23 protein-coding genes and 1 pseudogene are annotated in these 25,273 nt (G+C 41.5%); 20 read left to right on the top strand and 4 right to left on the bottom strand.

Annotated features, from left to right (window positions below):
- The first annotated feature begins 132 nt into the window (after nucleotides 1-132).
- Together AXW61_RS05305 and AXW61_RS05300 are read left to right on the top strand one after the other, a co-directional pair.
- Entirely contained in the window at nucleotides 133-1,092 is a 960-nt protein-coding gene (locus tag AXW61_RS05305) for an aliphatic sulfonate ABC transporter substrate-binding protein (protein ID WP_062033015.1), read from the top strand.
- Nucleotides 1,092-1,913, top strand: coding sequence for an ABC transporter permease (locus AXW61_RS05300; protein WP_062033012.1), 822 nt, complete (start codon nucleotides 1,092-1,094; stop codon nucleotides 1,911-1,913). Before AXW61_RS05305 ends, AXW61_RS05300 begins: the two co-directional genes overlap by 1 nt.
- A 56-nt stretch (nucleotides 1,914-1,969) precedes the next feature.
- Here AXW61_RS05300 and prmC read toward each other — a convergent pair whose 3' ends face one another.
- On the bottom strand, nucleotides 1,970-2,788 hold the full coding sequence (gene prmC / locus AXW61_RS05295) for a peptide chain release factor N(5)-glutamine methyltransferase (RefSeq protein WP_062033010.1): 819 nt from the start codon (nucleotides 2,786-2,788) through the stop codon (nucleotides 1,970-1,972).
- Nucleotides 2,788-3,876, bottom strand: coding sequence for a peptide chain release factor 1 (gene prfA, locus AXW61_RS05290; protein WP_004982013.1), 1,089 nt, complete (start codon nucleotides 3,874-3,876; stop codon nucleotides 2,788-2,790). Before prfA ends, prmC begins: the two co-directional genes overlap by 1 nt.
- Before the next feature lie 461 nt (nucleotides 3,877-4,337).
- On the opposite strand from prfA, the gene AXW61_RS05285 reads away from it, so the two are divergent.
- The 4 genes from AXW61_RS05285 (at nucleotide 4,338) to AXW61_RS05270 (ending at nucleotide 7,612) form a co-directional block, all read left to right on the top strand.
- On the top strand, nucleotides 4,338-4,763 hold the full coding sequence (locus AXW61_RS05285; RefSeq protein ID WP_062033007.1) for a hypothetical protein: 426 nt from the start codon (nucleotides 4,338-4,340) through the stop codon (nucleotides 4,761-4,763).
- A gap of 224 nt (nucleotides 4,764-4,987) precedes the next feature.
- Nucleotides 4,988-5,515: a hypothetical protein gene (locus AXW61_RS05280; protein ID WP_062033004.1), complete on the top strand. Its 528-nt coding sequence runs from the start codon at nucleotides 4,988-4,990 to the stop codon at nucleotides 5,513-5,515.
- A gap of 289 nt (nucleotides 5,516-5,804) precedes the next feature.
- The gene (locus AXW61_RS05275; RefSeq protein WP_004696463.1) at nucleotides 5,805-6,806 is read left to right on the top strand and encodes an LLM class flavin-dependent oxidoreductase; all 1,002 of its coding nucleotides are present in this window, start codon (nucleotides 5,805-5,807) and stop codon (nucleotides 6,804-6,806) included.
- A 242-nt stretch (nucleotides 6,807-7,048) separates the two neighbouring features.
- Complete coding sequence (locus tag AXW61_RS05270; protein WP_010327032.1) at nucleotides 7,049-7,612, top strand: hypothetical protein; 564 nt, start codon at nucleotides 7,049-7,051, stop codon at nucleotides 7,610-7,612.
- A gap of 34 nt (nucleotides 7,613-7,646) precedes the next feature.
- Here AXW61_RS05270 and AXW61_RS17915 read toward each other — a convergent pair.
- Together AXW61_RS17915 and AXW61_RS05260 are read right to left on the bottom strand one after the other, a co-directional pair.
- Nucleotides 7,647-8,321 (bottom strand): annotated as a pseudogene (locus tag AXW61_RS17915) (hypothetical protein).
- A gap of 132 nt (nucleotides 8,322-8,453) precedes the next feature.
- Nucleotides 8,454-9,290 (bottom strand): pyruvate, water dikinase regulatory protein, encoded by an 837-nt coding sequence (locus AXW61_RS05260; protein ID WP_005400687.1) that lies wholly within the window; start codon nucleotides 9,288-9,290, stop codon nucleotides 8,454-8,456.
- Between the two features lie 156 nt (nucleotides 9,291-9,446).
- Here AXW61_RS05260 and ppsA point away from each other — a divergent pair, with 156 nt between their 5' ends.
- The 14 genes from ppsA (at nucleotide 9,447) to alr (ending at nucleotide 25,193) form a co-directional block, all read left to right on the top strand.
- Entirely contained in the window at nucleotides 9,447-11,825 is a 2,379-nt protein-coding gene (gene ppsA / locus AXW61_RS05255) for a phosphoenolpyruvate synthase (protein ID WP_062033001.1), read from the top strand.
- A gap of 342 nt (nucleotides 11,826-12,167) precedes the next feature.
- The gene (locus AXW61_RS05250) at nucleotides 12,168-12,935 is read left to right on the top strand and encodes an RDD family protein (RefSeq protein WP_062032997.1); all 768 of its coding nucleotides are present in this window, start codon (nucleotides 12,168-12,170) and stop codon (nucleotides 12,933-12,935) included.
- A 301-nt stretch (nucleotides 12,936-13,236) separates the two neighbouring features.
- Nucleotides 13,237-14,310, top strand: coding sequence for a ubiquinol oxidase subunit II (cyoA, locus tag AXW61_RS05245; protein ID WP_004696450.1), 1,074 nt, complete (start codon nucleotides 13,237-13,239; stop codon nucleotides 14,308-14,310).
- A gap of 3 nt (nucleotides 14,311-14,313) precedes the next feature.
- Nucleotides 14,314-16,302, top strand: a complete 1,989-nt coding sequence (cyoB, locus tag AXW61_RS05240; protein WP_004982033.1) for a cytochrome o ubiquinol oxidase subunit I — start codon at nucleotides 14,314-14,316, stop codon at nucleotides 16,300-16,302.
- A gap of 4 nt (nucleotides 16,303-16,306) precedes the next feature.
- A complete protein-coding gene (gene cyoC / locus AXW61_RS05235; RefSeq protein ID WP_004696446.1) occupies nucleotides 16,307-16,927 on the top strand; it encodes a cytochrome o ubiquinol oxidase subunit III in 621 nt (206 codons plus the stop codon).
- Entirely contained in the window at nucleotides 16,924-17,253 is a 330-nt protein-coding gene (locus tag AXW61_RS05230; RefSeq protein ID WP_026056475.1) for a cytochrome o ubiquinol oxidase subunit IV, read from the top strand. Before cyoC ends, AXW61_RS05230 begins: the two co-directional genes overlap by 4 nt.
- 10 nt (nucleotides 17,254-17,263) lie before the next feature.
- Nucleotides 17,264-18,142 carry a heme o synthase gene (cyoE, locus tag AXW61_RS05225; protein WP_062032994.1) on the top strand — a complete coding sequence of 293 codons (879 nt, stop codon included), beginning with the start codon at nucleotides 17,264-17,266 and terminating at the stop codon, nucleotides 18,140-18,142.
- A gap of 111 nt (nucleotides 18,143-18,253) precedes the next feature.
- Complete coding sequence (locus AXW61_RS05220; RefSeq protein WP_155858663.1) at nucleotides 18,254-20,362, top strand: hypothetical protein; 2,109 nt, start codon at nucleotides 18,254-18,256, stop codon at nucleotides 20,360-20,362.
- Between the two features lie 6 nt (nucleotides 20,363-20,368).
- Nucleotides 20,369-21,124 (top strand): DUF3142 domain-containing protein, encoded by a 756-nt coding sequence (locus tag AXW61_RS05215; RefSeq protein ID WP_062032989.1) that lies wholly within the window; start codon nucleotides 20,369-20,371, stop codon nucleotides 21,122-21,124.
- Between the two features lie 144 nt (nucleotides 21,125-21,268).
- Nucleotides 21,269-21,655, top strand: a complete 387-nt coding sequence (gene rpsF / locus AXW61_RS05210) for a 30S ribosomal protein S6 (RefSeq protein WP_004696436.1) — start codon at nucleotides 21,269-21,271, stop codon at nucleotides 21,653-21,655.
- Nucleotides 21,656-21,666: 11 nt separating this feature from the next.
- On the top strand, nucleotides 21,667-21,894 hold the full coding sequence (gene rpsR, locus AXW61_RS05205) for a 30S ribosomal protein S18 (RefSeq protein ID WP_004278792.1): 228 nt from the start codon (nucleotides 21,667-21,669) through the stop codon (nucleotides 21,892-21,894).
- Nucleotides 21,895-21,903: 9 nt separating this feature from the next.
- Complete coding sequence (rplI, locus tag AXW61_RS05200) at nucleotides 21,904-22,350, top strand: 50S ribosomal protein L9 (RefSeq protein ID WP_004696433.1); 447 nt, start codon at nucleotides 21,904-21,906, stop codon at nucleotides 22,348-22,350.
- Nucleotides 22,351-22,623: 273 nt separating this feature from the next.
- Nucleotides 22,624-24,069: a replicative DNA helicase gene (gene dnaB / locus AXW61_RS05195; protein ID WP_004696432.1), complete on the top strand. Its 1,446-nt coding sequence runs from the start codon at nucleotides 22,624-22,626 to the stop codon at nucleotides 24,067-24,069.
- A 47-nt stretch (nucleotides 24,070-24,116) separates the two neighbouring features.
- Nucleotides 24,117-25,193, top strand: coding sequence for an alanine racemase (gene alr, locus AXW61_RS05190; RefSeq protein ID WP_062032986.1), 1,077 nt, complete (start codon nucleotides 24,117-24,119; stop codon nucleotides 25,191-25,193).
- The last annotated feature ends 80 nt before the right edge of the window (nucleotides 25,194-25,273 follow it).

Raw genomic sequence — 25,273 nt, 5'->3', positions numbered from 1 at the left:
AAAATTCAGATACTTAAATCAAGATTATCTACTTATTTCAATTTAGTATTTTGTTATCCATTTTTCTTTTTTTATTTTTCGCATACATCAGGTTAAAAGAACTCACAAATGAACTTATTTAAATGATGCAAAATGAAAAACTTTAAACTACTGAGCACTTCACTGATTTTAGGTTTGATCGGCACTTATACCCATGCCGCTGTTCCAAACACGCTCAAACTCGATTATGCCTACTACGCACCAACCAGCCTTGTGGTGAAAGAACAAAAACTGTTAGAAAAAGCCTTACCTAAGACTGAAATTAAATGGGTGTTTAGCCAAGGCAGCAACCGCTCGCTGGAATATTTAAATAGCGGCAGTGTCGATTTTGCTTCAACCGCAGGACTTGCAGCCGTACTCAGTCGTGCCAACGGCAGTCCAATCAATACCGTTTATATCCAGAGCCAACCTGAATGGACCGCTTTGGTGGTTGCTAAAAACTCCCAAATTAAAAGCCTAAAAGACTTAAAAGGAAAAAAAATTGCCGCAACCAAAGGCACAGATCCATTTCTATTTACCTTACAAGCGCTGGATACAGTGGGTCTAAATAAACGTGATGTCCAACTGGTTCACTTACAACATCCAGATGGCAAAACAGCTTTAGAACGTGGTCAAGTCGATGCTTGGGCAGGCTTAGATCCATTGATGGCATCGGCACAAGTGCAATCTGGCGCAAAACTGTTGTATCGAAATATTGGGTTTAACAGTTATAGCGTACTCAGTGTCAAAGAGTCTTTTACTCAGCAAAATCCCGAAGCCATTGAAGCAGTGATTAAAGCTTATGAGCAAGCACGTAAATGGGCCAAAGCTCATCCAGAGAAATTGGCGGAGTTACTGGCACGTGAGTCCAAACTTCCGTTGAATGTCGCAAAATTACAATTAAGCCGTACCAATTTTGATCAAAACATTCCGTCAGCCAAACAGATTGCCGCATTACAAAAGTCTGGCGGCATTTTGAATGAAGAAGACTTAGTTCGTAAAGGCACCAATGTTAATCAAGTCGTGACTCAGTTGTTTAAACCACAATATGCACAAAAGGTTGTAAGCAAATAATGACCAAGTCAGTCGCGAGCTCTTTCAGCCCTATTGTAGTGAAAAAGAATTCCTCATTTCAGTTGAAATTGAAGAGTGCTCTCAAAGCGATCACCCTTCCAGTGCTCTTACTGATTACTTGTGAATATCTGGTTCGTGCAGGTTTTATTGAACCTTATTTATTACCTGCACCCAGTAGTCTATGTCAAACCTTTCTAGATTTATGGCAGGCAGATTTATGGATGCATGTCTGGACCAGTACATGGCGAGTGTTTTTAGGCTTTTTTATTGGGAGTGCCCTAGCTTTAATATTTGCGATTTTAGTGGGACTCAATAAACAGGTTGAAGCGTTTTTAGAACCCAGTTTTTCAGCGATCAAATCCATCCCAAGTTTAGCGTGGATTCCTCTACTTTTACTGTGGCTGGGAATTGATGAAGCATCGAAAATCACCCTAATTGCAATTGGCGCATTTTTTCCGACCTATACCAACACGGTCGCGGCTGTTAAAGGGGTTGATCGCAAGCTCATCGAAGTCGCACAAGTCTATCGGCTGAAGTACTGGCAGCAAGTGCAACAGATTATTTTGCCTGCAGCGTCTCCGGGGATCTTAACGGGACTGCGCAACAGTTTAAGTTTGGCATGGATGTTTATGATTGCAGCAGAACTCATTGCAGCGACACAAGGCATAGGCTACTTACTGAGTGATGGCCGAGAAACTTCACGTCCCGATATTGTGATCTTAGCAATTATTCTTTTAGCCATGCTTGGAAAATTCAGTGATAGCATCATGAAGGCCATCGAGACTTGGCTACTGCGTTGGCGTGACGTATTTGGAACATAAGGTAGAAAAAATAAAAGCGCATCGAATGCGCTTTTATTTTGGAGGAAACAATGAAATTATTGTGTCCACTGCCCTAAAGTAACGCGGTCATTTCCACCATAATCTTTCACCGTACGGACTTGTTTATAGCCCGCTTCTTTAAAGATTTTCTGTACAGCGTCAGCTTGATCATAACCATGCTCAAGTACCACCCAGCCATCAAGAGTTAAATGCTTTTTACCTTGCTGGATAATGACTTTTAAATCAGCCAAACCATGATCCGCAGCAACTAGAGCACGTTCAGGCTCAGTTGCTAAGTCTTGCATGTGGGCGTCATCGGCATCGATGTACGGTGGATTCGAAACAATCACATCAAAAAACTTTCGATTTAGCGGTGCAAACCAACTTCCACACACAAAAGTCACATCATTTAAGTCATGCTTTTCTGCATTTTGCTGCGCCACGGCTAAAGTTGGCTCATAAATATCGGTAGCCGTGATGTCCCATGTGTCCCGTTCACTGGCCAATGAAAGCGCAACCGCACCCGTCCCCGTACCTAAATCGACAATGCGGGCATCTTCAGGTAAGTCTAAACGTAGTACAGTTTCAACCAATACTTCGGTATCTGGACGTGGCACTAAGGTGTCAGGAGTGACAATCAGATCCAATGTCCAAAACGGCTGTGAACCTGTCACATAGGCCAAAGGTTCACCTGCTTCAATTCGCGCCAAGGCAGCAACATAGGCTTGCTCTTGTTCATCGGTCAGCACTTGATCTTTTTTCATAACCAAATCAAAAGAATCAATTTTGGTAATGTGTTCCAGCAACCATGCGTTCTCTTGACGTTCGTAACTCTCGGCTTCACCACGTAAAGCCAAAGCTTGGGCAATATTCATTATCCACCATTCTGCTGTGCAAGCATCGCAAGCTGATCTGCTTGATATTCACGATGTAAGCTATCTAATAGTTCAGTTAAATCACCTTCCATAACCGCGTCTAACTTGTATAAAGTTAAGTTAATACGGTGATCGGTCATACGACCTTGCGGGTAGTTATAGGTACGGATACGTTCTGAACGATCGCCCGAGCCAACCAAGTCACGGCGCATTTCAGAAGTTGCTGCATCAGCTGCTGCACGTTTTGCATTTTCCAAGCGTGAAGCAAGTAAAGCCATCGCTTTGGCTTTGTTCTTATGCTGCGAACGCTCTTCCTGACATTCCACCACGGTTCCTGTTGGAATATGAGTAATACGCACAGCTGAATCGGTTTTGTTGATGTGCTGACCACCCGCACCTGAGGCACGGTAGGTATCAATACGTAAGTCTGATGCATTAATCTCGACCGTTGTATCGACATCAATTTCAGGCAAAATCGCAACGGTACACGCCGAAGTATGTACACGACCCTGAGACTCTGTTGCAGGTACACGTTGTACACGGTGCGCGCCACTTTCAAACTTCAAGCGACCGTAAACGCCTTCACCATTCACCAAACAAATGATTTCTTTATAACCACCGTGTTCGCCTTCATTTTCAGACAACACTTCAATACGCCAGCCTTGTGATTCAGCGTACTTGGTATACATGCGGTATAAGTCACCCGAGAAAATAGCGGCTTCATCACCGCCTGTTCCCGCTCGAATTTCCAAATATGCAGAGTTCGCATCATTTGGATCTTTCGGAATCATTAAGATATTTAAATCAGCTTCTAAAGACGCAATAATGGCTTTATTTTCTTTAATTTCTTCAACAGCCATTTCCTTAAAATCAGGATCTGACAGCATCGCTTCAGCCGTTTCAATGTCTGCTTCAGCTTGTTTGTACTTGGTCCACACTTCTGTGATTTCGCTTAAATCGCTATGTTCGCGTGACAACTGACGAAAGCGTTTGTTATCCGAAATGACTTCTACATCTGCAAGTAATGCTGTTAATTCTTCGTGACGGTCAGAAAGTTGATCTAATCGTAAACGTAACGATTCTTTCATTAGGAAAATATCTCAATATAAAGGCTGCAATACAGTTTCACAGCACCAAAAAATTTGCGCTTAGTTTAACGGCTCTATCACGCAAAGAACATCTTTATTCAATCCTGAGCGACGTATACTTTATGCATCGCAGTGAATTGATACACTTTTAATGCGTGTTTATGCGCTTACTTACGTTCAAAAAATGCAAAACAACTTATTTTATATACATCTTTTAAATAGGCCATTTCAGCTCAAAATTCAGAGTGTGAACTGCATCACTCCTAGGTTTATCCACATTTGCATGATTTTGGATAAATTTCATTCTGCTTATTCACATTTGTAATAAAACTGATACAAACAAGAAACCAACGGGTTTCAATTTAGTTTTAACTCTCCACAATTAACTGGAATCTTTTTGTTACATTAGCCACATCGAAAAAAGTAAGACAGTTCAACTAATGTTGGACATGGAGAAACACATGAAACTTAATACACTCTTAATGTCAGCAACATTAGCAACGGCATCTATGTTTACTGCAACTGCATATGCAGACAGCACAACTCGCGTTGCAGCAGTCAGTGCTTTAGGTAGTGTTGCAGGGACAGCGATTGGTAAAAACATGGGCGGCACAACTGGTGCAACCATCGGTGCAGCACTCGGTGGTGCAGGTGGTGCAGCAGTTGCAAGTGACAAACGTCATCGTACTGAATCTGCTATTGGCGGTGCGATCGGTGGTGGTGCGGGCTATACCGTAGGTAAAAGCATGGGCGGAACCAATGGTGGGTACGTGGGTTCTGCATTAGGTGCAGCGGGCGGTGCAGCACTCGGCAACAAAATCTCAAAAGATAAACAGTATGACTCTTACCATGGTAAAAAATGGAAGAAAAAACATAAACACCATTAATTAGCTGCATCGTAAAGATGTCATTGAAAGCACCTTCGGGTGCTTTTTTATGGCACAGATTTAGACGCAACAACACATCAGCCAAACTGGTAGAAAATACGAAGAGCCGTTACACAGCACTTACCAAAGCAACAGTTTCGATAAAATTTCTCTTCATTATTCTTCCAACTTGTTTCGCTAAAGTGAAATCAAGACAAAATAGACATGCTCTTAGGAGTTTAAAAATGAAAATTAAATCAATTTTAATGAGTACCGTAATTGCAGCTTCTGCATTAACGATGACCACAACATATGCAGGTAATACAACCAATACTGCACTAACGTCTGCATTAGGTGGTGTTGTCGGTGCCGCGATTGGTAACCAAATGGGTGGGCAAACAGGCGCGATGATTGGTTCTGCCATTGGTGGTGGTGCAGGTGCAGCTGCTTCAGCCAACAAACGTGACCGTAATGGTGCAATCATTGGTGGAGCACTCGGTGGTGCAGGTGGTTATACCGTAGGTAAAAACATGGGCGGTACCAATGGTGGGTATATTGGTGCAGGTCTAGGTTCAGCGGGTGGTGCAGTTCTGGGTAAAAAAGTCTCTGAAGACCGTCGTTACGATGATGAATATGACCGCCGTTACGATGACCGTTATGATCGTCGTTATGACAGCCGCGACTACCGTAACAGCAATTATAAATATAATGGTCGCGACTATCGTGGTGACAATGGCCGTCACTTGGGCTGGTACAAAAACGGGAAACGTTAAGCACCTATAAAATATTTTCAAATAAAAAGCACCTTCGGGTGCTTTTTATTTATCTCACAACCGACACTCAAAAAAGACACTGCATCGTTTCTACTGAATGCAGCAGCTTACCACTTTGGTTTTAAACGTATATGTGGCTGGTGCTGTTCAACGATGTTGAATATAAATTTTGTTTCATTTTTAAATCAATACTTTACTATAAAACAATCAGAATATCGAATAAAATCGATATACAAGATGGCACTTATATCGTATTATTTCGATATATAAAACAAAACTGAGAAGTAGAATGCGCACGTTGTCCGAGACTCAATTTTCTATTCTAGAATTAGCTCCTGTCCGCGAAGATCAAACTGTACAACTCACTCTACAGCATAGCTTAAAATTGGCCCAACAAGCTGAGCGTTTAGGCTATAGCCGACTTTGGCTTGCAGAACATCATAATATGGATGGTATTGCCAGCTCTGCAACTGCGGTGCTACTCGGCTATTTACTCGCAAATACCTCAACCTTAAAAGTGGGCTCTGGCGGTATCATGCTCCCAAACCATGCCCCACTGATCGTAGCGGAGCAATTCGGTACACTTGCAACACTCTATCCAAACCGGATTGAATTAGGTTTAGGTCGAGCACCAGGTACAGACCAAGTGACCATGCGCGCACTTCGCCGTGGCCGTCAAGAAACTGAAGATCAATTCCCACAAGATGTCTTAGAAATTCTGCATTACTTTAAGGACGCTGAGCCAAATCAGCGTATCATTGCAACTCCGGGGCAAGGGACACATGTGCCTGTATGGCTACTTGGTTCAAGCTTATTTAGTGCACAACTGGCTGCAAAACTAGGGCTTCCCTACTCTTTTGCATCACACTTTGCACCGCGCATGCTAAAACAAGCGATTCAGCTCTATCGTGAAAACTTTGAACCCTCTGAGTACTTATCCAAACCTTATGTGTCTATGGGTGTCCCGACGGTCGTTGCTGAAACCGATGCCGAAGCTGAATATCTAGCGACCAGTGCCTATCAACGGGTTTTAGGTCTCATGCGCGGTCAAAGTTTAAAGTTAAAAGCACCAATTGCCAGCATGGACGGTCTATGGTCACCTGCGGAAAAAATGTCAGTAGACAGTTTTTATGCCATGGCGCAAATCGGCTCCAATGGCACGGTGAAAGAAGGCTTGAAACAGCTTCTTTTAGAATATGATGTCGATGAGTTCATTTTCACCTGTGACATCTATGACACGGACAAACGTTTAGAAAATTTTGAACGTCTCATGCAGATCAAAAATAGCTAAGTACAAATGAAGTTAATCGCCTTATGCGTATTAATACATACCCATAAGGCGACGTGCATAAATGAATAACTAAAATCTCAGCCGATACCTAAAAAATCCTCAAAACTCTGCAAAAACTGCTGCTATGTCTAGACTAAAGTTAGCGTGACTGCTCAGACAATTTATCACTTTGCCTTTTTAGAGCAAAAGCACTAAAAATAATAAATTAAGGAAAGACGATAAAAAACAATTAAGGATCAAGCATGGTCAATTTGCATTCAACAGACAACGTATCTGGTTTATTTCAAAACCATCCCGAATATTTTCAGCATTTTAAAGGGCAATTGATTACCGCATCAGAAATTAAACAACATGCTTTTACTGAACAACGTGTCGCAATTATTGGTACCAACCAGCATACAGTGACTGCCCTTGAATCGATTTGTCAGGTCGCTCAATCGGTCTATGTTTTTCAAAATGCGCCACAATTTATCTTGCCAAAAACAGAGCGTGGAATTCAGCGCTTAATTCAACATCCACTGGTTATTAAGAACCGACGCCTATTTAACACACGTATCAAATGCCTACTGGCTTTACGCTTCTTAGAAACCCAAGTTCAAGACCCATGGCTTAGACACCAACTCAAACCTAACTCCGCTGCCGATAAACTTAAATTTTTTAAGTCCGATCATTATTATCATGCCTTACAGCGCGACAACTGTAAGCTAATCACTTGGCCAATAGTCAAAATTCGAGAACATGATATTCAAAGTTTAGATGGAGCTGAATATCCCGTCGATGTGATCATTACCACCTATAGCCATTAACCATATAGGGTAAGTTTCCCTACTTACCCGTTGTTTATTTCGTCACACCTGTATACCGATAGCCTGTATTTGAACGCTGATAACGTAAGTACGTTCCAGTCGGTCGACTGTTTTGATCCAATAAAGTGATATCAATCTTGTTTAAGTCTTTTGAAACACGAATATATGAACCGCGCTGCTCTTCGTCATAATGACAGTCATAATCTACTTCAATCAAACTTAGTTGCTTGCTCTTGGTCTGAAAAACTGGTGTTGCTGTCAAAGCTTGGGCGTGCATTTTAAAGGCTTGAATTTGATAGAGACCGTGACAACTATCGCCTTTGTAATAACTTTGAATCAGATAAATCGGCTGTGCACCCCATTTCACTTGATCAATCTTTAAAATATAGCCTGTTTCTAAAGGCTGAAGTTTAGTGGATTTGCTCGATTTCATCTGCACCTAGGATGAAAATTCACCCATAGTACCGCCACCGCCTACATCAAAGGTATAGAATTTAAGCAGTTGGTCCGGTGAGGCATTAATCTTTAGTCTAAGATTTTCAGTCAATTTGGGGAAAGAATAAGCATAACTTTCTGCATTTCCACGGATTAAATCAACCACATCATTTTCGATCTGTTGATTCACTGCATAAAAATCTAGCGCTGCATATTTTTGATCAATCGCCTGCTCAGCCTGTTGAATTGATATATTTTGCGCATATAAAGCCATATTAAAATGAGCAAAACAAAATACACCTAATAGGCATTTTGATATTATTTTCATTTGATATAATCTATATTTTTATATTGATCGACATTATAAAGCATCATCAATATGACGCTTTATAATGTAATGACAATATCAACCAATGCGACGTTTTAAACCCGTCATTTGCAGTACACGAGTTGAAATTTCTTCAATCGACATTTCCGAGACATTTAAGTATTTAATCCCTTCAGAGATATAAATCCCTTCAATTGCACGAAGCTCCATTTGACACTGGCTGAAGCTTGCATAACGGCTATTGGCTTTACGTTCAGAGCGAATAGCAACAAGACGTTCAGCATCAATCATCAAACCAAAAAGCTTCTGTTTATGCGCGCGAAGTACCGCAGGTAAACGGTTGTCATCCAAGTCTTCTTCGGTCAATGGATAGTTTGCTACACGAATCCCAAACTGTAATGACAAATAAATTGACGTCGGCGTTTTACCCGAACGTGACACCCCAATCAGAATCAGATCGGCCTTGTCATAGTGGCGTGTACGTGCACCATCATCGTTATCTAAAGCAAAATGCACCGCATCAATACGTGCTTTATAAGACTCCGAATCGGTCACCGCATGGGTCTGTCCGACTAAAGTTGTAGGTGGTGTTCCTAACTCTTCAGATAGTTTACTAATAAGCCCTTCAAATACATCAAGATTTATAGCATTTGCAGTATTAATAATGTCACGCACGTACGGGTCGACTAAAGTATCAAAAACCAGTGGCTTTTGTCCGTCTTGTTGCGCCCTTAAATTGATCTCAGCAACGACATTTGTAGCAGCTTCTTCAGAGCTAATATAAGGAATAATATGAATGTCAAAGTCAACATTTGGAAACTGCGCCAATAGCGAGTGCCCAAGGGTTTCAGCGGTAATTGCAGTACCATCTGATACAAAAAAAACACTCCGCTTAAATTGTTTACTTCCTGACATTAAAATTCTCCTCAAAAATTTGTCTTAGTGCTATATAATCTTTATAGTAAACCGATCTTACATGACTGTCGCTTAGTAAAATCAAAAAGCTAAGTAGATTTGTTATAATCTGATGCCAAGATAGTGATTAAATACTGCAAAAGTGGAGTAACAACTTTGGAAGCGCGCGTAATTGGTCTAGAAAAATTAGGGAAACACGACGTTGAACTTGTAGGTGGGAAAAACTCATCTTTAGGTGAAATGATCAGCCACCTATCAAATGCAGGTGTATCTGTACCAGGTGGCTTTGCTACTACAGCTCAAGCATATCGTGAATTTCTCGAGCAAAGTGGCCTAAACGCTAAAATCAATGCAGAGTTAAAAGTCCTCAATGTTGATGATGTAAATGCTCTTGCTGAAACAGGCGCGAAAATTCGCCAATGGATCGTAGATACCCCACTTACGGCAGAACTCGAACAAGAAGTTCGTAAAGCATTTGCAGAGCTTTCAAACGGCAACCCAGACATCGCGGTTGCCGTTCGTTCTTCAGCGACAGCAGAAGATTTACCAGATGCTTCTTTTGCAGGTCAACAAGAAACCTTCTTAAACATTCGCGGTATCGACAACGTATTGATCGCGATCAAAGAAGTATTTGCATCACTGTATAACGACCGTGCAATTTCTTACCGCGTACACCAAAATTTTGCGCATGATGTTGTGGCTTTATCTGCTGGTGTTCAGCGTATGGTCCGCTCTGAAACTGGTGCGGCAGGTGTAATGTTTACACTCGACACTGAATCAGGTTTCCGTGACGTAGTATTCATCACTGCATCGTATGGTTTGGGGGAAATGGTTGTTCAAGGTGCAGTAAACCCTGACGAATTCTACCTCTCTAAACCCCTTTTAAATGCAGGCAAGCACGCTGTCCTCCGTCGTAATCTGGGTTCTAAACACCAAAAAATGATTTATGGCGAAGAAGCTTCTGCAGGTAAATCAGTTGTTGTGGTTGATGTTGAAAAACAAGAGCGTCAACAATTCGCATTAAACGACCACGAACTACAAGAACTTGCAAAACAAGCGCTGATCATTGAAAACCATTATGGTTCTCCAATGGACATCGAGTGGGCAAAAGATGGCGATGACGGTCAAATTTATATAGTTCAAGCGCGCCCTGAAACTGTGAAGAGCCGTGAAAATGTCGGCACTATGGAACGCTACCTATTAAAACAAAAAGGTACGGTCATTTGTGAAGGTCGTTCAATCGGTCAACGTATCGGTTCTGGTAAAGTCCGTATTGTTACATCTATTAAAGAAATGGACAAAGTACAAGACGGTGACGTACTGGTTTCTGACATGACTGACCCAGACTGGGAACCAGTGATGAAACGTGCTGCGGCAATTGTCACTAACCGTGGTGGTCGTACTTGTCACGCAGCGATTATTGCACGTGAACTGGGTGTTCCAGCAATTGTCGGTTGTGGTAATGCAACTGAAGTTCTAGTAGACGGCCAAGAAGTAACTGTTTCATGTGCAGAAGGTGATACAGGTTTCATCTACGAAGGCTCTTTAGATTTCGAGATTCAAACCAACTCAATCGAATCGATGCCAGAGCTTCCATTCAAAGTGATGATGAACGTCGGTAACCCTGACCGCGCATTTGACTTTGCACAAATTCCAAATGAAGGGATTGGTCTTGCACGTCTTGAGTTCATCATTAACCGTATGATCGGTGTCCACCCTAAAGCATTGTTGAACATTGACAGCTTGCCACGTGAAACTCGTGCTGCAGTGATGGCACGTACAGCGGGTTATGCATCGCCAATCGAGTTCTATGTTGAAAAACTGGTTGAAGGTATTTCTACCCTTGCTGCCGCATTTGCAGACAAACCTGTGATCGTTCGTATGTCTGACTTTAAGTCAAATGAATATGCAAACTTGATCGGTGGTAAATTATACGAGCCTGAAGAAGAAAACCCAATGTTGGGCTTCCGTGGTGCAAGCCGTTATGTGTCTGACAACTTCCGTGACTGCTTCGAATTAGAATGCCGCGCGTTGAAAAAAGCACGTGACGAAATGGGCTTAACCAATATTCAAATCATGATTCCTTTCGTACGTACTGTACATGAAGCAAAACGTGTAATTGAATTATTGGCGTTAAACGGTTTGAAACGTGGTGAAAATGGTCTGAAAGTGATCATGATGTGTGAGTTACCAACGAATGCATTATTGGCTGAACAGTTCCTTGAACACTTCGATGGCTTCTCTATTGGCTCAAACGACTTAACCCAGTTAACACTTGGTCTAGACCGTGACTCTGGTATTGTGTCTCACTTATTTGATGAACGTGATCCAGCCGTAAAAGCACTTCTTTCTATGGCAATTCATGCGTGCCGTAAAGCAGGTAAATATGTGGGTATCTGTGGTCAAGGTCCATCAGATCATCCAGATCTTGCGCAATGGCTGATGGAACAAGGTATCGAATCTGTATCACTTAACCCTGACTCAGTATTAGACACTTGGTTCTTCCTTGCTGAAGAAAAAGTTCAAAAAGCTTAACTTTTTGATCCGATAAAAAAGACCCTTTTATGGGTCTTTTTTTATCACCACTCTTTCAACGTATCCGCATTAAAACAAGCATATTGATACAAAAATTTAGACTAAGTTTGGCATTCATACATCAACATCTTGATTGAGAAAAGATCGCATTGCGATAAAGCTAGAAGAAGCAGCATAATCCTTGTTACACTGTCCTGCATTTTGTGTAGTTTTGGTTAATTTCAGCTTGAAATTCTCTAGACTATCCGCATGTTTTATCATAGATTTTTTATTTGTTTTTCATCTGAAACAAATACATTTATTATTTAAATATCCCAATTTATATTTTGAGATTAAGTTTATATGCAGATTTACTTGGCACGAAATAATCAACAAGCCGGTCCATATACCTTAGAGCAGTTGAATCAGATGCTCACAAGCCAACAAGTTTTATTGACGGATTTAGTTTGGCATCAAGGTATGCCTGAATGGAAAGCTTTAGGTGAACTCACCCAAGGAAAACTGGCGTATGAACCTGTAGGTTATCAGCCTCAACCCCCTATTCCTGAGCCAATGCATACGCCAAATCAATTTTCACAGCCAAACCGTACAGCAGCGAAAGTTGTTCAACCTGAACTAGCATCAATAGGCACACGCGTTTTAGCCAAAGTCATTGATTTACTTCTTTGGCTCCCTGCCGCTGCGATTCCCTCGTTCTTTTTACAAGCTAACCAGTTTGGTGAACTGACTGAAATTCAGCAAAAAATGCAAGCGGCTACTACAGCAACTCAGGCCAGTGAACTGCAAGCACAACTGTTCAGTTTGATTCCTACTGAAGCATGGACCACCATGGGAATTTACCTACTGATTATGCTGGGTATCCAGGCCTTTTTCTTAGCTAAAAGTGGCCAAAGCATTGGTAAAAAAATCACCAAAATTAAAATTGTAGACGTGGAAACGAACGAAAAAGTCAGCCTTTTACGTGTATTCACATTACGCAGTGTTGTCTTTATTGTGCTCAATATGCTGTTCATGCCGTTTATTACTATCATCGATCACGTCTTTGGTTTAACTGCAAAGCGTCAAACTTTGCACGATAAGCTGGCAAAAACCAAGGTCATTAAGCAGTAATTTGACCATATTTAAGCTGAGGTTTGGCGCACCTCAGTTTTCCGCAGTTTATTGATATTCAAAATAAATCCATAAAGAAATTATAAAATTCCGAGTGAAAAAATCGGTTTTTATAACAGTCATTTAAAGCATCTTTACGTATAGCTTAGTTTGTCGATATGAGGCATAATGCCCTACAACGTAGCGGTGTCTTATGATTGAGAAGTGTTTTTAGACTTAAAAAGAAACTTTTCAATCATGCGACACTTTAATCGCTATCCCAATTTTATTAGGGAATGGGACTCTTCACCGAGGTTGTAAAATGAGACAAACGATTTTAGCTGTATTGTCTTTATCTGCGATCGCCGCGCTCTTAACTGGGTGTGGTGGTGATATGGTACTTCTAAACTCAAAAGGTCCAGTTGCACAAGGTCAATCTGACTTAATGATGACTGCGATCTATTTAATGCTATTGGTGGTTATTCCATCAGTCGTAATGGCATTATGGTTTGGTTGGAAATATCGCGCGTCGAATAAAGATGCAGACTATAAACCTACATGGGCACACTCTACTGCAATTGAAATTGTAGTTTGGGGTATTCCTGTCATTATTATTGGTATTCTGGCTTGGTTAACTTGGTGGGGTTCACACAAGTATGACCCTTACCGCCCACTCGAATCTGATAAAGCACCTGTAAATATTCAAGTCATTGCAGAACAGTTTAAATGGATCTTCATTTACCCTGATCTTAACATTGCGACGGTTAACGAAATTCGTTTCCCTGAAAAAACTCCAGTTGCACTTAAAATTACCTCTAACTTCACGATGAACTCTTTCTTCATCCCTGCGTTAGGTGGTCAAATTTATGCAATGGCAGGCATGCAAACGCACTTGAATTTGTTAGCAGATGGAACTAGCCCAGCTGAAGGCTACCGCGGTTTCTCTTCGAACTATTCAGGCTACGGCTTCTCGCAAATGCGCTTCCGTGCTCACTCTGTAACTGACGCTCAATTCGCTGAATGGGTTGCTGCAGTTAAAGCAGGTAACGGTACAAGCATTAATCCTAAAGCTGTACAAAAAACAATTTTAGATCAAGCTGAATTTGAGTCTTTACGTGACGGTAACCGTGGTAAACACCAAATTGAAGTTTTGATTTCAAAAGCAAAAACTCCTGAAGAGAAGGCTGCTGCTGAGGCAATGAAGCCTTATCCAACTAAGCCACACCCTGTGACTTACTACTCTTCTGTAGAGGAAGGCTTGTTTAAGTCAGTCATCAGCAAATATATGAGCAACTATCACGGTGCTGATCACTCAGCGACTGCGGGTGCTCACGGGGCTGCTTCATCTGAAGCACATGCCGCTGTTGAACCTGCTTCATCAGTTGTAGGGGAATAAGACATGAGCTTCTTAGGTAAGTTAGGTCCGGACGTTATTCCGCACGATCCAATTGTACTGGTCACAGTTGCAATGATGATCTTAGGTGGTATCGCAGTTGTTGCTGGTATTACCTACTTTAAAAAATGGGGCTACTTGTGGAACGAATGGTTCACATCAGTCGACCATAAAAAAATTGGTATCATGTATCTTTTCGTATCGATCATCATGCTTTTGCGTGGTTTCGCCGATGCGATTATGATGCGTCTTCAACTGTTCCTTGCAAAAGGTGGCGGTGAAGGTTATTTACACCCAGAACACTACGATCAGATCTTCACCGCACACGGTGTAATCATGATCTTCTTCGTAGCAATGGGTCTAGTTGTTGGCTTAATGAACATCTCTGTACCACTTCAAATTGGTGCACGTGACGTTGCCTTCCCATTATTAAACTCTCTAAGCTTCTGGCTATTTGCTGGTGCTGCAGGCTTAATGATGGCATCTCTTGCAATTGGTGAATTCGCTGCAACAGGTTGGATGGCTTATCCTCCTCTTTCAGGTATCGAATACTCTCCAGGCGTGGGTGTGGACTACTATATCTGGGCACTTCAGATTTCAGGTTTAGGTACGCTATTAACGGGTGTTAACTTCTTCGTTACCATCATTAAAATGCGCGCGCCTGGTATGTCACTTATGGACATGCCGATCTTTACTTGGACATCTTTGTGTACAGCTGTATTGATCATTGCGTCATTCCCAGTGTTAACAGCAACAATTGCGATGTTAACGCTTGACCGTTACTTCGGTTTCCACTTCTTTACAAATGACATGGGTGGTAGCCCAATGTTGTATGTAAACTTGATTTGGACATGGGGTCACCCAGAAGTTTACATCTTAGTATTACCAGCATTTGGTATTTACTCTGAAGTTGTTTCAACGTTCTCTCGTAAAACGTTGTTCGGTTACAAATCAATGGTGTATGCAACAATTGCGATCACAGTACTTGCGTTCGTAGTATGGCTTCACCACTTCTTCACCATGGGTGCTGGTGCGAACGTGAATGCGTTCTTCGGTATCATGACCATGGTTATTGCGATTCCTACTGGTGTGAAAATCTTCTCTTGGTTATTCACGATGTATAAGGGTCGTATTACCTTCACTACTCCTATGTTATGGACGCTTGGCTTCCTTGTAACATTCGGTATTGGCGGTTTAACTGGTGTATTAATGGCTGTTCCACCTGCGGACTTCCTTGTACACAACTCATTGTTCTTGATTGCTCACTTCCATAACGTAATTATCGGTGGTGTGGTGTTTGGTATGTTTGCCGGCATCATTTTCTACTGGCCGAAAATGTTTGGTTGGAAGCTTAATGAAGCATGGGGTAAAGCTGCGTTCTGGTTCTGGTTCTTCGGTTTCTACTTTGCATTCATGCCACTTTATATCCTTGGTTTCATGGGTATGACTCGTCGTTTGAATACATATGACAACCCTGAATGGGATCCGTACATTGCTATTGCATTCTTCGGTTCTGTGTTAGTCGCGATTGGTATTGCATGTTTCGTTATGCAGATTGTTGTTGGTTACTTACAACGCAACGACAACCTCGACCTTACAGGCGATCCATGGGATGGTCGTACACTTGAATGGGCGACTTCGTCTCCTGCTCCGTTCTACAACTTTGCTCACCTTCCAACAATCAATGGTATTGATACGTTCTGGAATGACAAAGAGAATGGCGTAGCGTATGCGAAACCTACTTCATACGAAGACATTCATATGCCAACGAATCGTGCTGCTGGTGTTGTGATTGCCATGTTCATTACTGTTATGGGCTTTGGTTTAATCTGGCATATCTGGTGGTTAGTTGTTGTAATGTTCATCGCTGCTATTATCAGCTTCATCGCGTCTTCGTTTACGAAGAAAGTGGACTACTATGTTCCTGCTGCTGAAGTTGAGCGTATTGAAAATGAACGTTACGCGATTCTTGAAAAACATTTGAAGAAGGACTAAGACAATGGCTGACGTACTTCATCACGAAAACCACGGACACGATGAGCATCATCACCACGATGATACTGACATCACCGTCTTTGGTTTTTGGACTTATTTGATGAGTGACTTGATTCTATTCGGTACACTCTTCATTGCATTCGCTGTTTTAAGTAGCCATGTGCCTATGGGCACACCAAGTGCAAAAGAATTATTCGGTGAGTCTTTAGGTTTCGTTTTAACTGAAACTTTCGCTCTCTTGATCTCTTCTGTAACTTTTGGTTTTGCGGTTCTTGCTGCATACAAAAAGAACGTCAACCAAGTTTTAACTTGGTTAGCGATCACTTGGTTATTCGGTGCTTCATTCATCGGCATGGAACTATATGAGTTTAATCACTTAGTTCATGCTGGCCACGGTCCAAGCGTAAGTGCGTTTTTATCGTCGTTCTTTACTTTAGTAGGTACGCACGGTATTCACGTAACTTCAGGTTTGGTATGGATGATCATTTTGATGATTCAGATCAAGAAAAATGGTTTGACTCTTCCAAACACACGTCGTCTTGCTTGCCTAAGCTTGTTCTGGCACTTCCTTGACATCGTTTGGATCTGTGTATTCAGCGTAGTTTACTTGATGGGAGTTCTATAATGAGTCACGATCATAACTCAGCTGGTGCTTCACACGGTAACACCAAGCAATACACGATCGGCTTTATCCTTTCAGTTATCCTAACCGTAATTCCATTCGGTATGGTAATGGCTGGTGGTTTTGGTCGCGGTATTGTTATGGCGGTTATCGCAATTACAGCGGTTGCTCAGGTTCTAGTTCAATTAGTTTACTTCTTGCACATGAACTCATCTTCAGAGCAACGTTGGAACGTGATTGCATTTATCTATACAGTACTTTGTATTGCTGTACTTCTAGTCGGCTCTGTATGGATTATGAACTACTTACACTACAACATGATGATCTAAACTGATCGTCATGTTGAAAAAGTATTTATTCCTGACTAAACCAGGAATTCTCTTTGGTAACTTCGTTACCACTCTGGGCGGCTTCTTTTTAGCCGCTCAGGGGTCTGTAGATTTCCTCCTTCTTCTCATCACTCTACTCGGTACAACACTGGTTGTTGCTTCTGGCTGTGTCGTCAATAACGTCATTGATCAAGATATTGATCAAAAGATGGAACGGACGATGAACCGTGCATTAGTTAAAAAAACCATCAGTCCTTCCGTAGCTTTGGCATTTTCTGCTGCGCTTGGAATATTAGGTTTCGCCCTACTCTGGTTCTTTGTTAATGCTTATGCCTTTGGCTTTGCTGTACTTGGTTTTGTGGTTTATGTGGTTTTTTATAGTCTATGGAGCAAACGCACATCCATTCACCAAACCGTGATTGGAAGTATTTCTGGTGCTAGTCCACCAGTGATCGGCTATACAGCTGTGACCAATGAATTTGATGTTGCCGCATTGTTGCTTTTTTTAGCATATGCACTTTGGCAAATGCCTCATTCATGGGGAATTGCGGTATACCGCTTTGACGACTATAAAAATGCAGGCATTCCAATTTTACCTGTAGCACGCTCAATTTTCCGTACGAAAGTTGAAAGCTTGATTTATGTCTTGCTGTTTGCTGCGGTGTTAAATGGTTTGTATTGTTTTGGCTATACCAATATGTTTTTTCTTATCACCTTTAACGCACTCTGTGCTTATTGGGTATATTTATCAATCATTGGTTTTAAAGCTGAAAATGATCAGGTTTGGGCAAAACTCTATTTCTTATATTCAGTGATTTTAATTACTGCATTAAGTTTTAGTTTTAGTTTTAGCTACGTCTCACCTGCTCCACATTTGCCGCTGTTTTAAAAAAGATAGAGTTCTCTCTATCTTTTTTATTTCAACTTATTCAATATTTAAGTCTAGTCTTTAAATTGTTACCATAGCAGACACAACAATAACTCATGCTCTGCAATGAAAATGCCATCACAATTTTTTAAAAAATCTATTTTTATTAGTCTATTCCCTATCACTCTTGCTTATAGCACGCACAGTTTTTCTGGTTTTGATGTTTCTTGCTACCCATCGACCAATATTCAAACCAATGCCTATACCGCCTGTGACAATTTGCCTGCGCTCACGCCCGCCAATGACAACCAAACCAATATGCTCTTACTTCTAAGCGACATGGGTTTGGCCAAGTTGAATTTTAATCAGCCAAATAGTCCACTTTGGGAAACTGAATATAGCAACGTACCATTTGCGGCTAAAACATTGTTTGAAAGCGTAACCAATAAACGACCGAATGCCCGATTAAAACCAAGCAATGTAAAGACACCCTACCAAGAACATTGCAGTAGTCTAGACAATGGTGCGGATCAATTTACCCAGCAGGTGAAAGCAGACAAAAATCTCAGCAACGCGGAAAAAGATTTACTGATTCAAGAAAGACAAAATATCTCGGCCTGTGACCGTGATCTTGCCCTCATCCAAGTCAATCCGAACTGGTCTATACAAGCACGTCAGTATGCGTCTTATTTAAATGCAACCATTGCCTTTTATAATAGTAACTTTTCCACAGCTACTAAAATTTACTCAGTATTAACTACGGTTGATCAGCCTTGGATCAAAGAAACATCGCAATATATGTTGATTCGTAGCAGCCTCAATGAAAGCTATCAGTCGGGTGTCGGTAAATATGGCGACTTAAAAATCGATAAAGTAGATCAGACTTTACTCAAAAACACGTATGAGCATATCACTACCTACTTCAAACGCTTTCCTGAGGGAAAATATGCAGCAAGTGCACGCGGTTTACTACGTCGTTGTTATTGGCTGAGTGGAAATACCGAACTCCTGACCAACGAACTCGCATGGCAAATCAATCACCCTGATTCCAAATACTATAATTTAGAGCTCGATAATCTAGCCTTTGAAATGGATCGCCATGTATTTCAAAGCCGCTCATTCAATCCAAAAAATCTAAAAGATCCCTTCTTTCTGGCTATTTCAGATTTAATGCAAATGCGTCAGGCAACATCGGCAGAAGATAAAGTCTTAAGCTGGTCTGAACTCAACAACCAAAAAACACTATTTAAGAGTCAGCCAGAACTGTTCCAATACCTACAAGCCAATCACTTATTCTTTGTGCAGAACAAACCAGCCGAAGCTTTAAAATATTTGCCAGAACATTCCTCTAATGCAATCAAGAGTTACCTTCAACTCAGTCAAATATTGTTAAAAGGTCGTATTTTAGAAAAACTCGGACAAACTCAAAATGCGCAGCAGTATTGGGAAGGTTGGCTGAGTCAATCAAAATCCATTGAACAGCGTGGCTTATTTGAGCTGATGTTGTATCCACATTATGCTCAACAGCAAAGTGCAAACGTATTCATCGGTTCAAATGCTAAAATCAAACAAGCTTCATTGCAAAAAAGCTTTATTGAAAATGAAGCCAATGAAAAAAGCTTAATGCAAATTGTACAGAGCAAAGCATCAAGTACAGATCAAAAAAATTTAGCTTTGTATAAAACTTTGCAAAAATCATTGGTGCATCAGAACTTTAAACTGTTTAATCAAGCCTTTGTACTGCTACCACAAGATGTCGCGAAGTATAAATATGACTCAGAAACATATAAAAATTATAAAAACCAACCGCCTTTCAGTGATTTCATTTGGGTAGGAACAAAAATCACGCCACAGATTCAATGCCCCGATTTATTCAGCCTGACTCAAAAACTTGAAAATTCATCTCAAGATTTAAAGCTCCGACTTTGTTTGGGCGAATATGCACGCTCGACTCAAGGCTACAACATAAGCTATGTCACCGCTTTAGAAAAAGAAACTTCCAGCTTCCAAGGTGCAATTTTTGCCCGTGGTCAAGTGTATAAGGACATCATCAAATCCAGTTCTGTACCTGATTTAAAAGCGTATGCGCTTTATCGCTCAATCATGTGTTATTCACCAAGCGGGATGAATGACTGTCAGGATGCAGAAGTTGAAAAATCCACCCGTAAACAATGGTTCGACCACATTAAACGTGACTACCCAAGTACTTCTTGGGCACAATCTTTAAAGTATTACTGGTAAGACTATATGTTGAAGCAGATTTTTTCCGTTGTTATGACGTTGATCTGTATGCTGAGCATCATGGCTTGTCAGCCGAGTCAGCCAGCTTCAACATTTGGTTCGGTAAATGCCGAAGACTATGATGCATTTTGGATTTGGGGCAATATTTCATCTGCCCCTTACCTAAAAGTGGCTAAAGAACTTTATATTTTACAAGGTGAAATCCGTTTAGACTCCCAAACACATCACTCTAAGCTTATACCGCAAGGCGTAAGCGTCTTAAAAATTCCTCAGCAAAAGGTGTGGCTAGTTTTTCGTAATTATCATCTAGACTGGCAGGGCCAAGAACTTACACAAATTTTAAAACGCGTTCAGCAATGGGAAAATGCAGGGAATCATATTCAAGGCATACAAATTGATTTCGATGCCAAAACCAAACATATTCAACAATATGCCTTACTTTTAAGTCGATTAAGAAAACAATTGCCGCAACACTATCAACTCAGTACCACGGGTTTAATGGACTGGACCAATGTGACAAATCAGGAGACTTTAAACCTCCTGAATAACACCATCGATGAGTTGGTCATTCAAACTTATCAAGGTTCAACCACCATACCCAACTATGCAGCTTATCTAAAAAAAGTTTCAGCACTAAAACTGCCTTATAAAATTGGCATTGTTCAATACGGTGAGTGGCATAGACCGCCCAAGCTTGAAAATGATACGAACTTTAAAGGCTATGTCGTCTTCCTTTTACGCTCAAAACCTCAAAATAATTAGGGCTTTTTAAGAGAAGTTCTTGAATTTGGCGAGCAAAGTCTCTAAAATTCCCCCTTCGCATCTAATGCGACACAACCTTGGTTGTGACTCCTTGCTTCTAACAACTTTTTTGTTAGGGGCTGTTTAAACCGTAAGGAGCTGACAATGCGTCATTACGAAATCGTACTTTTAGTACACCCTGATCAAAGCGATCAAGTCGTTGGTATGGTAGAACGCTACCTAACTCACATCAAAGAAGCTGAAGGTCAAATTCACCGTCTTGAAGACTGGGGCCGTCGTCAATTGGCTTACCCAATCAACAAGATCCACAAAGCTCACTACATTCTTATGAATGTTGAGTGTGGTCAAACTACTCTTGATGAGTTAGAAGAATTGTTCCGTTACAACGATGCAATTATTCGTAGCCTTATCATCCGTCGTGAGAACGCTATCACTGAAGAGTCACTATTGGCTAAGAGTGCTGAAGAAAAACGTGCGCGTAAAGCTCAACGTGAAGAAGCACAACAAGCTCAAGACTCTGCTGAAGCATAAGGAGAACATCAATGGCACGTTTTTACCGTCGTCGCAAGTTCTGCCGCTTTACAGCTGAGAACGTTACGTACATCGACTACAAAGATATCGACACTTTAAAACAGTACATCACTGAAAACGGCAAGATTGTTCCTAGCCGTATTACAGGTACTAAAGCTCGTTACCAACGTCAATTAGCGCTTGCTATTAAACAAGCTCGCTACTTGTCTTTGATCCCTTACACTGACAATCATAAGTGAGGTTGAGCTGTGGATATTATCTTATTACAACGCATTAAAAACCTTGGTAAATTAGGCGATAAAGTTTCAGTTAAAGCTGGTTACGGCCGCAACTACCTTATCCCTCAAGGTCAAGCAGTAGCTGCTACTGAAGCTAACACTGCTGCTTTTGAAGCTCGTCGCGCTGAACTTGAGAAAGCTGAAGCTGATGTTTTAGCTGCTGCTCAAGCACGTGCTAGCCAATTAGACGAAGTTAACATCGTAATCACTGCGAAAGCTGGTGACGAAGGTAAACTATTCGGTTCTATCGGTACTCGTGATATCGCTGACGCGTTAACAAATGCTGGTCTTGAAGTTGACCGTGCAGAAGTTCGTTTACCGAACGGTGCACTTCGTCACACTGGCGAATTCAACATCGCAATCCAATTGCACCATGATGTTGTTGCTGAAGTTCTCGTTACTATCGTATCTGAGTAATTTCTTGCAAAAAAAAGAGCATGCTTTTGCATGCTCTTTTTTTTATCTCTATGAAAAAGTAGTTTCTTCGCTCAGTTTAAAACTTCATCAGCCTGCCCCGCAAAATGCCAAATTTGAATATTATGGGTTTTATCCATAAGCCTTGAATTCAGCACACAGCAGTTGCATTTTTTGATAAAGTGCATAGAGTTAAATGGCTGTAATTTTTTCCAAATTTACAGTGAAATTTATCTTAAGTTATCCCTCTTACTGTATTAAAAATCAGGGCGTTATATGTCACAGGCGAATGCCACTGCTCAAAAGAGCTCATCGAAACAAGACAATAAACCGAATGAGTCAGGGCAACTGAAAGAATTCCGTACACCTCCGCATAACTTAGCATTGGAACAAGCCGTACTTGCCGCTTTAATGACGGTTGCTGAATCCTTTGAACAAGTTGGCGATGTACTGACTGAAAATGACTTTTATGCGACGCGCCATAAGTATATTTTCCGCGCGATTGCGCAACTCTCCAAAGACAGTTCACCCTATGATGCGGTTTTAGTGCATGACTGGCTCACTACACAAAACCTACTCGATGCGGTTGGTGGTGAAGAGTACCTGATGCAATTGATGGCAGACTCCCCGTCTAGTTTCTATAACATGGAAACTTATGCTACTAAGATCAAAGAATTTTCGACTTTGCGTAGCATGATCAAGGTTAGCTCTGAAATTTTACAAAATGCCTATGACACCAAAGGTCGTAACGTCAGTGAAATTTTAGATTTGGCCGAAACCAATATTTTCTCTTTGGCAGAACAACACAATAACAACGCCAAAGCTCAAGGGCCTAAAGCCATCAATACAGTTGTGGCCGATGTCTTTGATAAGCTAAATGAGCTGTCGCAAATGGAAGGCAGCATTACAGGCTTAACCACAGGCTTTCTTGAACTCGACAATAAAACCTCGGGCATGCAAGCAGGTGATTTGATTATTGTTGCAGCACGTCCATCGATGGGTAAAACCACCTTTGCCATGAATTTAGTGGAAAGCGTGCTGTTTAATAATGACCTACCTGCCTTGGTTTACTCCATGGAAATGCCAGCCGACTCCATCGCCATGCGTTTGATTTCATCTTACGGGAAAGTCCATCAGGGCCATTTACGTTCAGGTAAACTCGATGGCGATGAATGGTCAAAAGTGACCGGCACCATTTTGCAACTGCAAGAGAAAAAGCTCTATATCGATGACTCTTCTGCTCTTCCACCTACAGAAGTTCGTGCTCGCGCACGTCGTATTGCCAAACAGCACGATGGTAAACTCGGCTGCATCATGGTCGATTACTTACAGCTGATGAAAGTACCAGGTATGGGTGATAACCGTGTCGGTGAGATTTCAGAAATTTCACGAAGCCTAAAAGCTCTTGCCAAAGAAATGATGTGCCCTGTGATTGCACTATCGCAGCTTAACCGTTCCCTCGAGAACCGCCCAAACAAACGTCCCGTGATGTCAGACTTACGTGAATCCGGTGCGATCGAGCAGGACGCCGACTTAATCATGTTTATTTACCGTGACGAAGTCTATAACAAAGAGTCCAAAGAAGCGGGCACTGCCGAAATTATTATTGGTAAACAACGTAACGGCCCTATTGGTACCGTTCGACTTGCTTTCGAAGGCCAATATACCCGCTTTAGTAACTTATCCCCTGAGTTTTATGCTCAGTACGATGATGAGGAATAATTAAAGCCTCATCGTCGCCTTTCCATGACCCTGTAGGAGTAATTAGGGTGCGTCAAGCAACAGTTTATATTGATAGCCAAGCGCTGCAATATAATTTAAACCGTGTCAAACAACTTGCCCCAAACGCGAAAATCGTCAGCATGGTCAAAGCCAATGCTTATGGACACGGAGTCAAAGACTGTTTAGCAGCCTTAAGTGAAACCGATGCCTTTGGCGTCGCCTGTTTAGGAGAAGCATTAGAGATTCGTGAACTCGGCTTTACACAACCGATTACACTGATTGAAGGTGTTTTCTCAGCAGATGAAATGCAAACCGTCATTGAGCAAAATATCGAGTGTGTGGTTCATCAGCAACAACAAGTCGATTGGTTAATCTCACATAAAACCGCGTATATCGCACAAAAGCTTAAAGTATGGGTAAAACTCAATAGCGGTATGAACCGTTTAGGCTTTAAAGTTGCCGAAATCATTGATGTCATCAACACTTTAAAAGCAGAAGGCTTTACATGTGTCCTAGCAATGCACTTTGCCAATGCCGATGCGGATCACCCACTCAATGAGCAGCAACGTGTGCAATTCCTACACATCAAAGAAGCGTGCTCACCAATTCTAGCCTCATGTTGTAACTCAGCTGCTATTTTTAAATGGCCTGAACTTAATTTTGATTTTGTTCGCCCTGGCATCATGCTTTACGGTGCATCACCTTTTGCCGATAAAAATGCACACGACTTAGACTTAAAGCCCGTTATGACCTTCACGGCGGAAATTATTGCATTAAATACCATTCAAGCAGGTGAAGGTGTGGGCTATGGTTCGCATTTTGTCGCAAACCAAGAAACTGAACTGGCCATTGTTTCGATTGGTTATGGTGATGGCTACCCACGTGCATTTCCAAAGCAAAACTATGTTGCTATAAATGGTCAGGCTGCAGCTGTTGTGGGCCGAGTAGCAATGGACATGATTGCGATCGATGTGACGGGTTTAAACGCCGAACTCGGTACAAAGGTTGAGCTCTGGGGTGAAAACCGCTTAGTTGACGATGTTGCGGAAGCCAATGGAACTATTGGTTATGAGCTACTTTGTCGGTTAAGCAATCGCCCTACACGTAAGCATGTCTTGTCCTGAAATAGATTGACAGTATTCCACTTCAAACCGAGTTAAGCAATTAGCTCGGTTTTAGTTTGCTCATACATCTGATTCGGGGT

Origin of the sequence: Acinetobacter sp. BMW17, assembly GCF_001592855.1 — a bacterium.
Lineage (GTDB): Bacteria > Pseudomonadota > Gammaproteobacteria > Pseudomonadales > Moraxellaceae > Acinetobacter > Acinetobacter johnsonii.
The sequence above is the reverse complement of the archived record's forward strand: the minus strand, read 5'-3'. Positions and strand labels throughout refer to the sequence as shown.

What these genes read in the sequence shown, in the direction of transcription:
- dnaB (WP_004696432.1), top strand. Translation starts at nt 22,624, where the DNA reads ATGTCACAGGCGAATGCCACTGCTCAAAAGAGCTCATCGAAACAAGAC.
- AXW61_RS05250 (WP_062032997.1), top strand. Translation starts at nt 12,168, where the DNA reads ATGCAGATTTACTTGGCACGAAATAATCAACAAGCCGGTCCATATACC.
- AXW61_RS05305 (WP_062033015.1), top strand. Translation starts at nt 133, where the DNA reads ATGAAAAACTTTAAACTACTGAGCACTTCACTGATTTTAGGTTTGATC.
- rpsR (WP_004278792.1), top strand. Translation starts at nt 21,667, where the DNA reads ATGGCACGTTTTTACCGTCGTCGCAAGTTCTGCCGCTTTACAGCTGAG.
- prfA (WP_004982013.1), bottom strand. Translation starts at nt 3,876, where the DNA reads ATGAAAGAATCGTTACGTTTACGATTAGATCAACTTTCTGACCGTCAC.
- cyoA (WP_004696450.1), top strand. Translation starts at nt 13,237, where the DNA reads ATGAGACAAACGATTTTAGCTGTATTGTCTTTATCTGCGATCGCCGCG.
- AXW61_RS05220 (WP_155858663.1), top strand. Translation starts at nt 18,254, where the DNA reads ATGCCATCACAATTTTTTAAAAAATCTATTTTTATTAGTCTATTCCCT.
- AXW61_RS05215 (WP_062032989.1), top strand. Translation starts at nt 20,369, where the DNA reads ATGTTGAAGCAGATTTTTTCCGTTGTTATGACGTTGATCTGTATGCTG.
- cyoC (WP_004696446.1), top strand. Translation starts at nt 16,307, where the DNA reads ATGGCTGACGTACTTCATCACGAAAACCACGGACACGATGAGCATCAT.
- AXW61_RS05260 (WP_005400687.1), bottom strand. Translation starts at nt 9,290, where the DNA reads ATGTCAGGAAGTAAACAATTTAAGCGGAGTGTTTTTTTTGTATCAGAT.
- prmC (WP_062033010.1), bottom strand. Translation starts at nt 2,788, where the DNA reads ATGAATATTGCCCAAGCTTTGGCTTTACGTGGTGAAGCCGAGAGTTAC.
- AXW61_RS05300 (WP_062033012.1), top strand. Translation starts at nt 1,092, where the DNA reads ATGACCAAGTCAGTCGCGAGCTCTTTCAGCCCTATTGTAGTGAAAAAG.
- rpsF (WP_004696436.1), top strand. Translation starts at nt 21,269, where the DNA reads ATGCGTCATTACGAAATCGTACTTTTAGTACACCCTGATCAAAGCGAT.
- cyoB (WP_004982033.1), top strand. Translation starts at nt 14,314, where the DNA reads ATGAGCTTCTTAGGTAAGTTAGGTCCGGACGTTATTCCGCACGATCCA.
- AXW61_RS05270 (WP_010327032.1), top strand. Translation starts at nt 7,049, where the DNA reads ATGGTCAATTTGCATTCAACAGACAACGTATCTGGTTTATTTCAAAAC.
- AXW61_RS05285 (WP_062033007.1), top strand. Translation starts at nt 4,338, where the DNA reads ATGAAACTTAATACACTCTTAATGTCAGCAACATTAGCAACGGCATCT.
- AXW61_RS05280 (WP_062033004.1), top strand. Translation starts at nt 4,988, where the DNA reads ATGAAAATTAAATCAATTTTAATGAGTACCGTAATTGCAGCTTCTGCA.
- AXW61_RS05275 (WP_004696463.1), top strand. Translation starts at nt 5,805, where the DNA reads ATGCGCACGTTGTCCGAGACTCAATTTTCTATTCTAGAATTAGCTCCT.
- cyoE (WP_062032994.1), top strand. Translation starts at nt 17,264, where the DNA reads ATGTTGAAAAAGTATTTATTCCTGACTAAACCAGGAATTCTCTTTGGT.